14 protein-coding genes are annotated in these 13872 nt (G+C 69.3%); 8 read left to right on the top strand and 6 right to left on the bottom strand.

The annotated features are described in order from the left end of the window. The first annotated feature begins 10 nt into the window (after positions 1-10). Genes SK571_RS18025 through SK571_RS18000 form a run of 6 tightly spaced genes read left to right on the top strand, consistent with a single transcriptional unit; the run spans position 11 to position 5625 of the window. Entirely contained in the window at positions 11-1045 is a 1035-nt protein-coding gene (locus SK571_RS18025) for a sugar ABC transporter substrate-binding protein (protein WP_319985231.1), read from the top strand. Beyond that, positions 1045-2520, top strand: a complete 1476-nt coding sequence (locus SK571_RS18020) for a sugar ABC transporter ATP-binding protein (protein ID WP_319985230.1) — start codon at positions 1045-1047, stop codon at positions 2518-2520. Before SK571_RS18025 ends, SK571_RS18020 begins: the two co-directional genes overlap by 1 nt. Further along, entirely contained in the window at positions 2517-3530 is a 1014-nt protein-coding gene (locus SK571_RS18015) for an ABC transporter permease (RefSeq protein ID WP_319985229.1), read from the top strand. The genes SK571_RS18020 and SK571_RS18015 overlap by 4 nt, the downstream gene beginning before the upstream one ends. 3 nt (positions 3531-3533) lie before the next feature. Then, the gene (locus SK571_RS18010) at positions 3534-3845 is read left to right on the top strand and encodes an L-rhamnose mutarotase (RefSeq protein WP_319985228.1); all 312 of its coding nucleotides are present in this window, start codon (positions 3534-3536) and stop codon (positions 3843-3845) included. Next, positions 3842-4798: an aldo/keto reductase gene (locus tag SK571_RS18005; RefSeq protein WP_319985227.1), complete on the top strand. Its 957-nt coding sequence runs from the start codon at positions 3842-3844 to the stop codon at positions 4796-4798. The genes SK571_RS18010 and SK571_RS18005 overlap by 4 nt, the downstream gene beginning before the upstream one ends. Further along, positions 4795-5625, top strand: coding sequence for an amidohydrolase family protein (locus SK571_RS18000; protein WP_319985226.1), 831 nt, complete (start codon positions 4795-4797; stop codon positions 5623-5625). The genes SK571_RS18005 and SK571_RS18000 overlap by 4 nt, the downstream gene beginning before the upstream one ends. Here the strand turns inward: SK571_RS18000 and dapA are convergent. Next, positions 5622-6482: a 4-hydroxy-tetrahydrodipicolinate synthase gene (gene dapA, locus SK571_RS17995; protein WP_319985225.1), complete on the bottom strand. Its 861-nt coding sequence runs from the start codon at positions 6480-6482 to the stop codon at positions 5622-5624. The two genes, SK571_RS18000 and dapA, sit on opposite strands and share 4 nt — an antisense overlap. Before the next feature lie 71 nt (positions 6483-6553). On the opposite strand from dapA, the gene SK571_RS17990 reads away from it, so the two are divergent. Continuing rightward, a complete protein-coding gene (locus SK571_RS17990) occupies positions 6554-7432 on the top strand; it encodes a LysR family transcriptional regulator (protein ID WP_266041951.1) in 879 nt (292 codons plus the stop codon). Here SK571_RS17990 and SK571_RS17985 read toward each other — a convergent pair. Next, entirely contained in the window at positions 7418-8092 is a 675-nt protein-coding gene (locus tag SK571_RS17985) for a FadR/GntR family transcriptional regulator (RefSeq protein ID WP_266041953.1), read from the bottom strand. The genes SK571_RS17990 and SK571_RS17985 overlap by 15 nt on opposite strands. 189 nt (positions 8093-8281) lie before the next feature. Between SK571_RS17985 and nagA the strand changes: the two genes are divergently transcribed. Beyond that, positions 8282-9481: an N-acetylglucosamine-6-phosphate deacetylase gene (gene nagA, locus SK571_RS17980; RefSeq protein WP_319985224.1), complete on the top strand. Its 1200-nt coding sequence runs from the start codon at positions 8282-8284 to the stop codon at positions 9479-9481. Between the two features lie 111 nt (positions 9482-9592). On the opposite strand, the gene SK571_RS17975 is transcribed toward nagA, so the two are convergent. The 4 genes from SK571_RS17975 to SK571_RS17960 are packed head-to-tail and all read right to left on the bottom strand — an operon-like array spanning position 9593 to position 13871. Beyond that, on the bottom strand, positions 9593-10636 hold the full coding sequence (locus SK571_RS17975) for an SIS domain-containing protein (RefSeq protein WP_319985223.1): 1044 nt from the start codon (positions 10634-10636) through the stop codon (positions 9593-9595). Then, positions 10633-12051, bottom strand: coding sequence for a glycoside hydrolase family 3 protein (locus SK571_RS17970; protein ID WP_319985222.1), 1419 nt, complete (start codon positions 12049-12051; stop codon positions 10633-10635). Before SK571_RS17970 ends, SK571_RS17975 begins: the two co-directional genes overlap by 4 nt. Before the next feature lie 3 nt (positions 12052-12054). Continuing rightward, complete coding sequence (locus SK571_RS17965) at positions 12055-12873, bottom strand: carbohydrate ABC transporter permease (protein ID WP_266041957.1); 819 nt, start codon at positions 12871-12873, stop codon at positions 12055-12057. After that, on the bottom strand, positions 12873-13871 hold the full coding sequence (locus SK571_RS17960) for a carbohydrate ABC transporter permease (protein WP_266041958.1): 999 nt from the start codon (positions 13869-13871) through the stop codon (positions 12873-12875). The genes SK571_RS17965 and SK571_RS17960 overlap by 1 nt, the downstream gene beginning before the upstream one ends. Between the last annotated feature and the right edge of the window lies 1 nt (position 13872).

Raw genomic sequence — 13872 nt, 5'->3', positions numbered from 1 at the left:
CGATTCAACGATGAAGCGTCGCAACCTCACCGCCGCGGTGTGCCTCGCGCTCGCCGGTGCCCTGACACTGTCCGCGTGCGGCGGCGGGACGACCGGCACCGGTGCCGGCGGAGTCGGCCCGATCGGCGCCGACCACCCGCGGGCCGACACCGACTTCTGGAACTCCTACATCAAGTACTTCCCGGAGAAGGCCAAGGACCTCGGCATCAACCTGCTGAACCCCACCAACTCGCAGAACAAGGTCGAGAACCTGGTCGCCAACGCCCAGTCGCTGCAGTCGCAGGGCGCCAAGGCGATCATCATGGCGCCGCAGGACACCGGCGCCATCGCGTCCACCCTGGACCGGCTGGAGAAGGCGAACATCCCCGTCGTCACCGTCGACACCCGTCCGGACAAGGGCAAGACCTACATGGTCGTGCGCGCGGACAACAAGGCGTACGGCGAGAAGGCCTGCAAGTTCCTCGGCGACAAGCTGGGCGGCAAGGGCAAGGTCGTCGAGTTCCAGGGAGCGCTGGCGTCGGTCAACGGCCGCGACCGCTCCGAGGCGTTCGCCGCCTGCATGAAGCAGAACTACCCCGGCATCACGGTGTTCGAGGAGCCGACCGACTGGGAGGGCCCGAAGGCGTCCGCGGCCCTGCAGACCAGGCTGAACCAGCACCCGGACATCAACGGCATCTACATGCAGGCCGGTGGCGCGTTCCTCACGCCGACGCTGCAGGTGTTGCGGCAGAAGAACCTGATCGTCCCGCCGACCGACCCGAAGCACATCTTCATCGTCTCCAACGACGGCATCCCGCAGGAGCTGGAGGCGATCCGCAAGGGCGAGATCGACGCGACCGTCTCGCAGCCGGCCGACCTCTACGCGCAGTGGGCGCTCTTCTACGCGAAGGCCGCCGTGGAGGGGAAGACGTTCTCCCCCGGCAAGACCGACCACGACTCCACCATCGTGGACACCGGCGGCGGCCGGCTGGAGGACCAGCTCCCGGCACCGTTGATCACCAAGGAGAACGTCGACGACAAGGCGTTCTGGGGCAATCAGATCTGATGAACGACTTCGCTGCTGTCGCGCGTGGCGTGACGAAGAGGTTCGGGCAGACGCTCGCGTTGGACGACGTGGGCATCGAGATCCGGGCCGGTGAGTCGCACGCGCTCGTCGGTCGCAACGGCGCGGGCAAGTCGACGTTGGTCTCGGTCCTCACCGGCATGCAGTCGCCGGACGCGGGCGAGGTCAGCTTCTTCGGCGAACCCGCGCCGCCCGTCGCCGACAGCGCGGCCTGGCGCCGGCATGTCGCGTGCGTGTACCAGAAGTCGACGGTCGTGCCGGAGCTGTCGGTCGCCGAGAACCTGTTCATCAACCGGCAGGACCTCGGCGGCGGCCTGATCAGGTGGAAGAAGCTCCGGCAGCAGGCCGCCGAGCTGCTCGAGACCTACGACGTGGCGGTCGACCCGGACTCGTTGGTGTCCACGCTGACCGTCGAGCAGCGTCAGCTGGTCGAGATCGCGCGGGCGCTGTCGATCGGCTCGCGGTTCGTGATCCTCGACGAACCGACCGCGCAGCTCGACGGCCCGGCGATCGAGCGGCTGTTCGACCGGATGAGGTCGTTGCAGGACAAGGGGGTGACGTTCCTGTTCATCTCCCACCACCTGCAGGAGGTCTACGAGGTCTGCCAGACGGTGACGGTCTACCGCGACGCGCGGCACATCGTCACCGCTCCGGTGGCCGAGATGTCGAAGCCCGACCTGATCGAGGCGATGACCGGCGAAGTGGGTGGCCTCAACGTGCCCAGCGGCGACGACAGGCCGTCTTCTGCTGAGGAAGTGCTGACCGTGTCGGCGTTGAGCGGGGACCACTTCTCGGACATCTCGCTGTCGGCGACCCGCGGTGAGGTCATCGGCCTCGCGGGCAGCGCGTCGTCCGGCAAGCACGAGTTCGCGGAGACGGTCTACGGACTGCGCAAGCCGTCTGCCGGGTCGATCTCCGTGGACGGTTCGGCGGTGCGCGGCGGCGATGTTCCGGCCGCCTTGAAGGCCGGAATCGGCTGTGTGCCACGGGATCGGCATCACCAGGGGCTCGTGCTGGACCTGTCGATCGCGGAGAACGCGACGATGAGCACGGCCGGTGCGTTCGTGTGGCCGTCGGCTCAACGTTCGGCCGGCAGCAAGGCGATCGCGTCGTACGACGTGAAGGCTGCCGGGCCGGACCAGCCGGTCTCGGACCTGTCCGGCGGCAACCAGCAGAAGGTCGTGATGGCGCGTGCCCTCGCCGGCGACCCGTCGGTGCTGGTGCTGATCAACCCGACCGCGGGCGTCGACGTGAAGTCCAAGGAGTCGCTGCTCGGGGTCGTCGACGCGCAGGCGCGCCGGGGCAAGGCCGCGATCGTCGTCTCCGACGAGCTCGACGACCTGCGGGTCTGCGACCGCGTTCTGGTGCTGTTCCACGGCCAGGTCGTGCGGGAGTTCGCACGCGGCTGGCGCGATCAGGAACTCATCTCTGCGATCGAAGGATTGAGCTCGGTATGACCAAGGCCATGACTCCGCCGGTCGCGGCACCCGCGCCGGAGAAGCAGAGGTTCCGGCTGGCGCGGTACCAGGACCTCGCACTGGTCCCGGTGATCATTCTTCTGCTGATCATCGGGGCGATCCTGTCGCCGATCTTCCTGACGCCGAACAACCTGATCGCCGTGCTGACCCAGCAGAGCGAGCTGTCGTTGCTGGTGCTGGGCCAGGCGATGATCCTGATCGTCGGCAAGATGGACCTGTCGCTGGAGTCGACGGTCGGTCTCGCGCCCGCGCTGGCGGTCGCGCTGATCATCCCGTCGTCGGCCGGTGGGCTGGACGTCGGGCTCGCGGCGTGGCTGGCGTTGCCGCTGTGCCTGCTGATCGGTGTGGCGATCGGTGGCCTGAACGGGTTCCTGATCCTCAAGGTCGGGCTGTCCGGGTTCATGGTGACCCTGGGCATGCTGACGATGCTGCGCGGTCTGCAGCTCGCGATCACCGAGGGCAAGTCGCTGATCGACGTGCCGGAGTCGTTCCTGTACCTGGGTTCCACGACGTGGCTCGGGCTGCCGGCGGCGGTGTGGATCTGCATCGTCTGTTACGCGGCGGGCATCTTCGTGCTGAAGTACCTGCGCGCGGGCCGTTCGTTGTACGCGATCGGCGGCAACTCGGAGGCGGCGCGGGCCGCCGGCATCCGGGTCGACCGCGTGGTGTGGACCGTGCTGATCATCGGATCGGTGCTGGCCGTGATCGCGGGCATCCTGATGACCGGGCGGCTCGGTTCGGTGGCCGCCACGCAGGGTGAGGGCATGATCTTCCAGGTCTTCGCGGCCGCGGTGATCGGCGGAATCTCGCTGCAGGGCGGCAAGGGCACGTTGTTCGGCGCGCTGTCCGGTGTGCTCATGCTGGGGCTCGTGGAGCAGATCCTGCGGTTGCAGGGCGTTTCCGGCTTCTACATCAAGGCCTCGTACGGTGCGGTGATCATCCTCGCGCTGATCGTGACGCGGTTCGCCACCGGGCAGAAACAGGAGTGAGCGTTGGAGACCGTTGCGCTGCACACCCGGCTTCGCGAGGGACGCGAGGCCGACTACGACCGCATCCACGCGACGATTCCGGCCGAGCTGGACGAGGCGCTGCGCGAGGCCGGGGTGTGGTCGTGGCGGATCTGGCGTTCTGGGCGCGAGCTGTTCCACCTCGTCGAGGTGGATGACTACCGCGCGATGCGCGCCTGTTTGGCCGAGCACCCCGCCAACGTTCCGTGGCAGGCTCAGATGGCCGAACTGCTGGAGGTCGAGGACGACTACTCCGGCGCCGAACCTGCTGTGCGACTCGTGTGGGAGCTGCCGTGAAGGTCGCTGTTTCTCGTCTTGGCTTCGGTGGTGCGCCGATCGGCAACCTCTACCGGGAGGTGTCCGACGAGGTGGCGTTCGGTGCGGTGGAAGCCGCGTGGCAGAGCGGCGTCCGCTACTTCGACACCGCGCCGCACTACGGGCTCGGGCTGTCGGAACGTCGTCTCGGGGTTGCTCTGGCCGGGCGGCCGCGCGACGAGTACGTGATCTCCACGAAGGTCGGGCGGTTGCTGGAGCCGTTCGACGGCGAAGGCCTCGACGACGAGGGTTTCGCGGTGCCGCGCCACTTCCGGCGGATCCGGGACTACTCGGCGGACGGTGTGAAGCGGTCGATCGAGTCCTCTTTGGAGCGTCTCGGCACCGACCGGGTGGAGATCGTCTACATCCACGACCCGGACGACCACTGGGCTTCCGCTTTCGGTGAGGCCTACCCGGCGCTGGAGGACCTGCGGTCGCAGGGTGTCGTGGGCGCCATCGGCGTCGGCATGAACCAGTGGGAGATGCCGGAGCGGTTCGTCCGCGAGACCGACATCGACGTGGTGATGCTGGCCGGCCGGTACACGTTGCTCGAGCAGCCTTCGCTGGTCTCGTTCCTGCCCGCCTGCGTCGACCGGGGTGTTTCCGTGGTGGCTTGCGGGGTCTTCAACTCCGGGCTGCTGTCGAAGCCCGTCGTGGCCGCCGACGCGAAGTACGACTACGAGGAGGCTCCTGCTGCTCTGGTGGCACGGGCTCGGGACATCGCTTCGGTCTGTGAGAGGCACGGGGTGACGTTGCCCGAGGTGGCCATCCAGTTCGCGCTGGGTCACCCCGCGGTGGTGTCGGTGGTGGTCGGCGCACGGACGGCGGAGCAGATGACCGCCAACGCCGCGTACTTCTCCGCCTCGATTCCCGAGGACCTGTGGAACGAGCTGAAGGCGCTGAACCTCATCGATCCGGAGGTGCCCACACCGTGATCGTCGACGCTCACCACCACCTGTGGGATCTGTCGGTCCGCGACCAGGACTGGATCACCGACCCGCCGATGGGGGCGATCCGGCGGTCGTTCCTGGAACCGGACTTCGTCGCCGCCGCACCCGAGGTCTCGGCATCCGTGCTGGTGCAGACGGTGTGCGTGCCGGAGGAGACGCCGGAGTTCCTGGCCGTCGCGGCCTCTTCGGGCGTCGTCGGCGCGGTGGTGGGCTGGACCGACCTGACGTCCGCCGGAGTCGTTGATGCGTTGTCGGAGCTGGTGGACGGCCCCAACGGCTCGTGGCTGCGCGGGATCCGGCACCAGGTGCAGAGTGAGCCGGACCCGGAGTGGTTGTGCCGCAAGGACGTCTGGAACGGGCTGGCGGCCGTCGGCGCTGCCGGGCTGGTCTACGAGCTGCTCACGCTGCCGCACCAGATGCCGGCCGCGCGCCGGACCGTGGCCGCGTTGCCCCAGGTCCAGTTCGTGGTGGACCACTGCTCGAAGCCCGCGATCGGTGCGGATCCGGGGGAGTGGGCCGAGCTGATCCGGGCGCTGGCGGCGCACGAGAACGTGACGTGCAAGCTGTCCGGGCTGGTCACCGAGGCCGACTGGAAGTCGTGGGACGTGGCGGCGCTCCGGCCGTACTTCGAGGTCGTGCTGGACGCGTTCGGGCCTGAGCGGCTGATGTTCGGCTCGGACTGGCCCGTGTGCCTGCTGGCGGCGACCTACGACGAATGGCTGGACGCCGCTCGGGAACTGGTCTCCGAGCTGTCGCCCGACGAGCAGGCCGCGATCTTCTCGGGCACTGCTCGCCGGGTCTACGGCCTTTAGCCGAACAGCGCCTTCAGCTCGTTGATCAGCTCGGGGGTCGCTCCGACGAGCGGTTCGCGGACCGGGCCCGACGGCAGGCCGAGCAGGTTGAGCGCGGCCTTGACGGCGACGGCACCGGGCTCGCGGGTCATGATCGCGGTGATCACCGGCAGCAACGCCTGGTGGCGGCGCAGGGCCTCCTTGTTGTCGCCCTCGTCGTAGGCGTCGAGCATCGCCTTGATCTCGTTGCCGACGACGTGGCCGACGGTGCTGACCGTGCCGACGCCGCCGATCGAGTACAGCGGCAGGATCAGCTCGTCGTTGCCGGAGTAGAAGTCGAGGCCGGTCTCGGCGATCACGCGGGCGGTTGCCAGCAGGTCGACCTTGCAGTCCTTCACACCGACGATCCGCGGGTGCTCGGCGAGCCGGAGCAGCGTCTCGGTGTCGATCGCCGTGCCGGTGCGGCCGGGGATGTCGTAGAGCAGCGCCGGGAGGCCGGAGGCGTTCGCCACCTGCCGGAAGTGGTTCTCGACGCCTTCCTGCGTGGGCTTGCTGTAGTACGGCGTGACGACGAGCAGGCCGTCGGCGCCGTTCTCCTCGGCCTGGCGGGAGAGCTCGATGGTGTGGCGCGTGGAGTTGGTGCCGACGCCCGCGAGGATCTGCGTGCGGTCGCCGACGGCCTCCTTCACGGCCCTGATGATCTGCGCCTTCTCGGCGTCCGTGGTGGTGGGCGCCTCGCCGGTCGTGCCGTTGACGACCAACCCGTCCGCGCCACCCTTGTCGACGAGGTGCGCCGCCAGCTCCTGCGCACCCTTGAGGTCCAGGTCACCGTCGGGGGTGAACGGGGTGACCATCGCTACCAGCACTCGTCCGAACATGACTCCAGCGTGGCTCTAGTCTTCGCAAAGTTCCAGTTAGAAGTTCTGCCCGGAACGTTAAGCTGAGCTTTGTGTTGGATGTGCGAAGGCTCCGATTGCTCCACGCCCTGTCGGTCCACGGCACGGTCACCGCCGCCGCGGAGGCCCTGCACGTGACCTCCCCGGCCGTCTCCCAGCAGCTGGCCGCCCTGGAACGCGAGGCCGGTGTCGCCCTGGTCGAACGGGAGGGGCGCCGCCTGGCGCTGACCCGCGCCGGGCACGTGCTGGCGGCGCACACGCAGCTGGTTCTCGATCAGCTGGCCGCGGCGGAGGCGGACCTGGCCTCGCTGCGCACGTCCGTGTCCGGCGTCGTGCGCGTCGGGGCGTTCGTGTCGGTCGCCGCGTTGCTGCCGCGCGTGATCCAGGTGCTGCGGTCGGCGCACGGGTCCGATGTGGACCTGTTCGTGCACGAGATGGAGCCCGAGGCGTCACTGCCCGCGTTGCGGCGCGGGGACATCGACATCGCGGTGATCCACTCGTACAACATCATGCCGCGCTCGCTGCCCGAGTCCTGCGAGTCGTTCGAGTTGTTCGTGGAGCCGGTGAACGTGGCACTGCCGTTGAGCGATCCGTTGGTGCAGCAGGATTCGGTGGATCTCTCCGTGCTGGCCGACCGGCCGTGGATCATGCCGCGCACCGACGCGTCGTGCCACGAACTGACCCAGCGGGCGTGCGGCGCCGCCGGGTTCGTGCCTCGGGCGCAGGCCTACTGCGACGACTTCGGGGTGATGTGCGGGCTGGTCGAGGCCGGGCTGGGGGTTGCGCTGGTGCCGTCCGTGGCGCGGCGACCCGGGGTGGCGTTGCGGCCGTTGAAGCAGCAGGTGTTCCGGACGGTCTCGGCCGTGGTGCGGAACCGGGCTGATGGACAGCCTGCGGTGCGTGCGGTGCTGGAGCAGCTACGCCAGGTCTGACAGCCACTGCTCGACGCCGGCCACGTGCACAGTGGACCAGCTGCGCGCGAGTTCCGGCTGGTGCGCGGCCAGTGCGTCGACGATGGCGCGGTGCTCGGCGACCGTGCGGTCCACGGCGTTCGACTGGGTGATGCCGCGCCAGATGCGGACGCGGACCGTCGGACCGGCCAGCGTGTCGAGGAGCTGGGCCAGGTAGGCGTTGCCCGAGCACTGGGCGATGGCGCGGTGGAACTCGAGGTCGTGCTCGACCAGTTCCTCCACGGACTTCGCGCTTTCGGCGGCGTCGCAGAGGGCGCGGAGCTTGACGATCTCCTCCGCGTCGACGCGCTGGGCGGCCATCGCGGCGGCCGCGGGCTCGAGAATCCGGCGGACCTGGAGGACTTCCAGCACCGAATCCTCGCCCCGGTGCAGGTCGAGCACGAAGGAAAGCGCGCCGAGCAGGTCGTCGGCCCTGAGCGAGGACACGTACGTGCCGTCGCCCTGGCGGACGTCCAGTACACGGACGAGTGACAGTGCCTTCACGGCCTCGCGCAGCGAGTTGCGCGACAGGCCAAGACGTTCTGCCAGGTCAGCCTCACGCGGGAGACGGTCGCCGGGCTTGAGCTCGCCCGAAACGATCATCTCCTTGACGCGCAGGATCGCATCGTCAGTGACTGCCACGGCACCCTCAACTCGTCGTAGACCTCGGATGTCTGGGGACCAGTATGCGCCACGGATGGTCATCTTCGTGGCATCCCGGTCATTTCGGACCTGATTCACCAAGTGTTATGTAAGATGGTTATCTCCTAACGAAGGGTGACGCGGACCCCTGTTGTGGCCATAATGGTCTGGACCATTCAAGGAGGGATCTTGGACGCCGTTGTCGCAGCACCGCGCGCATTGCTCGGTCGCACGATCGTCGGTCCTGCCTCGGTGCGGATCAGGGACGGCCGCATCGTCGAGGTGACCACCGGTGAAGCACCACCCGGCGCGGAGGTCCTATCCGACGGCCTGCTGACACCGGGCCTGGTCGACGTGCAGGTGAACGGCGCCGTCGGCGTCGACTTCGCCGAGGTGGACGCAGCCGGAATGCGGTCCGTGGCCGAAGCTCTGCCGTCCACCGGTGTGACCCGGTTCTTGCCCACGTTGATCACCGCACCGGTCGACGTGATCCTGAGGCAGACGCGGGCGGTTCTGGCCGCCTCCGCCGCTCTGCCGGGCGGAGTGGGTGCCCGCCCCCTCGGCGTGCACCTCGAAGGCCCCTTCCTGTCGCCCAAACGGGCAGGGGTGCACGACCCGTCGTTCATGGTCGAGCCTGGTCCTGACCAGATCTCGGCACTGCTCGACGACGAGCTGATCCGCCGCGCCCTGCGGATGGTGACGATGGCTCCCGAACAGCCCGGTGGCATGGAGGCGGTCCGCCGTCTCGTCGAGGCCGGCGTGCTCGTCGCGGTGGGCCACTCCGACGCCACGGGTGAGCAGACCCGCGCCGCCGCCGACGCGGGTGCCCGCATGGTGACGCACCTGTTCAACGCCCAGCGCCCGCTGGGGCACCGGGAACCCGGGGTTCCCGGGGTGGCGCTGGTGGACGAGCGGTTCACGCTCGGGCTCATCGCGGACCTGGCCCACGTCGGCCCGGACGTGTGCCGCCTCGTGTTCAACGCCGCCGGGGCGCGGGTCGCACTGGTGACGGACGCCGTCGCCGCGGCCGGGATGCCGCCTGGGCGCTACCACCTCGGAGGAGCGGACGTGCTGCTCACCGAGGACGGGGTGCCCCGGTCGCCGGAGGGCACGATCGCGGGTTCCGCGCTCACGCTCGACCGCGCGGTGCGGAACATCGTGTCCGTGGGTGTTCCGGTTGCCGACGCGCTGGCGTCGGCGACGATCGTGCCGGCCGAGGTCATCGGCGAGTCCGGACTCGGCCGGCTCGCGCCGGGGGCCGTCGCGGACCTGGTGTGGTGGGACGACGACCTGCGGCCCAAGAAGGTCTGGGTCGACGGGCGGGTCGTGTTCGACGCCGCGGTGCCCGTGGCGTCCGTCGCGGCCGGGTACGCCACCGCAGGACAGTAAGCGCAGCAAGGCAAAAGCCCGCTCGGTCGTCACCGAGCGGGCTTTCTGCTGTTGCGGGGCAGAAGAAAGAGCCCGCCCGGGGGGACCAGGCGGGCTCTCGTCCTGCGGGAACTACAGGGTGCGCGTGACCTTGTTCAGGCCGCGCGGGCTGTCCGGGTCGCCGCCGCGTGCCAGTGCCAGGCCGTGGGCCAGGCGCTGCACGGGCAGAATCTCCAGCACCGGTGCCACTTCCTCGGCGGTCTCGGGGATGGCGATGGCGAGCGTCGCCCCCACCTTCTCCGAGGCGGAGCCGACCGCCACGACGTCGGCACCGCGCTGGTGCACCACGTCCAGGGCGTCGCGCAGCGAGTCGCCGCCCTTGCCCAGCGAGGTGATGGCCAGGACCGCGGTCTCGCCGTCCACCGCGGCCACCGGGCCGTGCAGCAGGTCGGCGCCGCTGTAGGCGCGAGCCGCCAGGTAGGACGTCTCCGCGAGCTTGAGGGACGCCTCCAGCGCCGTGGCGTAGGAGTAACCGCGGCCCGTGGTGAGGACGCGGTCCACGAACCGGTAGCGGCGCACGGCCTCGTCGACGGTCGGCGCCGACTGGTCGAGGGTCACCTGGGCGAGCTCGCCCAGCGACGCCGCCGCCTCGCCGTTGCCGCCGCGCACCGCGTCGATCAGCAGGTAGAGGGCCAGCAGCGTGGCCGAGTAGGTCTTGGTGGCGGCCACCGCGTGCTCGACGCCCGCCGAGACGTCCACCGAGAGTTCGGCGGCCGCGTTCAGCGGGGAGTCCGACGTGTTGGTCACGGCCACGGTCAGGGCGCCGCGCCTGCGGTAGGAGGCGGTCACCTCCAGCAGGTCGGGCGAGCCGCCCGACTGGGAGACCGTGACGAGCAGGACGTCGCGCAGGTCGGGCTCCGCGCCGTACAGCGTCGTGGTGGACGCGGAGACCAGGCCGGCGGGGAGCTGGAGCAGGATCTCGGTCAGGTACTTCGCGTAGATCGCGGCGTGGTCGCTGGAGCCGCGGGCCGCGAAGAGCACGAAGCGCGGGGCACGCTCGCGGATGACGGCGGCCACCTCGGCGATCGCGGACCGCGAGGCGTAGAGGTCGGAGAAGATCGACGGCTGCGCGGCGATCTCCGCTGCCATGTGCCGGCCTGGCTGGGGCGTGGTCATGTCGTGCCTTTCAGGATCAGCTCGGCCGCGGCTCGGAGGCTCACCCGAGAACCGCCGTGGGTGTCGATGCGGGCGACGCTGCCCAGGTCCGGACCGGGCACGCCCGTTTCGACGTGCACCACGTCCAGCTGCAGATTAGTTAAGTTTGTTACCAGTTGTCGAGCGCCGGAATGGCGGTGGGCGTCGCGCGTGACGACCACAATCGTGCGGTCACCTGCGACTTTCGCAACTTCTTCCGCCGAGATGTCGCGTGCCGCGATCACCTCGGTGCCCGGAAGCACCTCCTGGAGGTACGGGCCGAGGCCCCACGGGACGTCGCCGACCGCGATCGAGGAGTCCACCACCAGGTCCACCACGACCGGGTCCGCACCGACACTAACCCGGCCCCGTGCGGAGACAGCGCGTCGAGCGGCTGTGAGACCGATCTCGGCGTCGTGGGCGTCGACGGTGGACGGCGGGAGGCCCAGCGCCAGGGAGCGGGCGGCTGCCTGGGTCAGGCGTTCCTCGGACAGCTCGCCGGACTTCACGGCCGCGACGATCGAGTCGATCAGCCACTGCAGGTCGTCGTCGTCCAGGGCCATGCCGCCCAGGCACAACGAGTCCACACCGGCGGCCAGCGCCCGGACGGCGCCGACGGCCAGGTCGCCGCCCACCGCCTTCATGTCCAGTCCGTCGGTGATCACCGCGCCGGTGAAGCCCAGCTCGGTGCGCAGCAGGTCGATGGCGTGCTTGTTCAGCGTCACCGGCGCCGGACCCCACTCGGGGATCACGAGGTGGCCGGTCATGATCGAGCGGACGCCCGCGTTCACGGCAGCCTGGAACGGGACGAGCTCCACGGCGCGCAGCTGTTCCTCGGTGCGGGGAAGCACCGGGAGCTGCTCGTGGGAGTCCTCAGTGGACGCTCCGTGGCCGGGGAAGTGCTTGGCGCAGGCGGCGACGCCCACGGCCTGCAGACCCTCGACCCACGCGGCGACGTGCCGGGCGGCGAGCACCGGGTCGGAGCCGAACGCGCGGACGCCGATGATCGGGTCGTCCAGCGTCAGCACCAGGTCGGCGGACGGCGCGAGGTTCAGCGAGATCCCGCACTTCGCCAGCCGCGCGCCGATGGACGCGGCCACCGAGCGCGTGAGGTCCAGGTCGTCCGCCGCGCCCAGGGCGTGGTTGCCCGGCACCTCGGAGCCGCGGCCCGCGTCGAGACGCGTGACGTCGCCGCCCTCCTCGTCGATGCCGATCACCACGTCCGGGCGCACCGAACGCAGTGCGGTGCACAACTCGGTCACCTGGGCGTCGTCGACGACGTTGCGCCCGAAGAGCACAACACCGCCGAGACCGTCAGCGACCCGCCGCAGCAACCAGTCGGGGGCGGTCGTTCCGGTGAAGCCGGGAAGCAGAACGGCTGCGGCCAACTGATCCACGCGTCATCCCTTCACTGCACCGGCGGTGACGCCGGCGACCATCTTGCGTTGCACGATCAGGAAGAACACCAGTGCCGGCACCGTGAACAGCGCCGAGGCGGCCATCGCGCCACCCCAGTCGGTGCCGAAGGCGGTCTGGAACCCGGACAGCCACACCGGCAGCGTCTCGCTGTCCTGGCTGCGGATCAGCACCTTGGCGAAGAGGAACTCGTTCCACGCCGTGATGAACGCGAACACCGACGTGGCCACGAGACCCGGCCCCAGCAGGGGCAGGGTCACCTTCTGGAACGCACCCCAACGGCCGCAGCCGTCGACCATCGCGGCCTCTTCGAGCTCGATCGGGATGCCGTTGACGAACCCGCGCAACGTCCACGCGCAGAACGGCAGCGTCACCGCGAAGTACACGAGGATCAGCGACGAGAGGTGTTCGTAGAGCTGGAGGTCCCGCATCATCAGGAACATCGGGATCAGCAACGCCTCGAACGGCGCCATCTGCGCCACCAGCATCAGCAGCACGAAGCTCTTGCGGCCGCGGAACGCGAAGCGCGACATGGCGACCGCGGCGGTGATGCCGATGACGATCGCGGCGACGACCGCGGTCAGCGTCACCAGGAGGCTGTTGCCGAGCGAGGACAGGAAGCCGGGCTTCGTCCACGCCGTCACGAAGTTCGTGAACGTCACCGAGAACGGGATCAGGTCGTAGTCCGACGTGATCGTCGAGCCCTTGGGCTTCAGCGCCGACGTGATCATCCAGTACGTCGGGAAGAGGAAGAACAACGCGAGCGCGAGGCCCACGACGTTCGCCGCAGACTTCTTGAGCATCAGATCTTGCCCTCCTCGGTCTGCAGCAGCTTGCGCAGGTACTGGAACGTGATCAGGCCGAGGATGACCATCATCAGCACGGAGATCGCGGCCGCGACGCCGAAGTGGCTCTTCGCGATGCCTTCCAGGTACTGCAGCACCGGCAGCGTCGTGCTCTCACCGCTGGGACCGCCCTCGCGGAACACCCAGATCTGGGCGAAGACCTTGAAGTCCCACAGCGTCGACAGGAACGTCACCATCATCAGCAGCGACCGGATCTCCGGCCACGTCACCGCGCGGAACGTCTGCCAGCCCGTCGCGCCGTCGATGCCCGCCGCCTCGTAGAGGTCGCGGGGGATGCCGACGAGACCGGCGTAGAGCGAGAAGGCGAGGAAGGGGATCGCCTGCCACACGATCAGCAGGCCGACGACGGACAGCGTCGACGTGCCGGAGGAGAACCACGAGTAGCCGGCGAAGGAGTCGAATCCCAGCTGCACCAGCGTCTTGTTCAAGATGCCGTAGTTCTGGTCGAACATCCACTGGTAGACCGTGGTCGACGCGAGGATCGGCATGGCCCAGGCGCAGAGCATCGCGATCTGCAGAGCGACTCGCACCCACGGTGTGAGCACGCGCATCAGCAGAGCGATCCCGAGGCCCATGCCCACCGAGGCGACGACGACGGAGACGGTGAACACGAGGGTGCGCACCGAGACGTCCCAGAAGCGCTCGTCCTGCAACACCGTCACGTAGTTGTCGAAGCCGGTCCACACGATCTCGCCGCGGACCAGTTCGCCGAGGTTCAGCTGGCGGAAGCTCGTCACGAACACCGAGACGACCGGCCAGCCGATCAGCCAGAGGATCGCGATCAGTGCGGGAGCGAGCAGCAGGTAGGGCAGCGCCCGGTCGAAGGCGCCGCCCCGGCGGCGGCGCTTGCGCGCCCCACCCGTCACGGCAGGCGGCAGCGCCGGCGGGATGTCCCCTGCCGGCGCTGCCGTTTCGGTCGTCTTGACGGCCGTCATC

Source organism: Lentzea kristufekii (assembly GCF_033949925.1).
Classification (GTDB): Bacteria; Actinomycetota; Actinomycetes; order Mycobacteriales; family Pseudonocardiaceae; genus Lentzea; species Lentzea kristufekii.
This window is presented reverse-complemented; position numbering and strand designations above follow the sequence as displayed.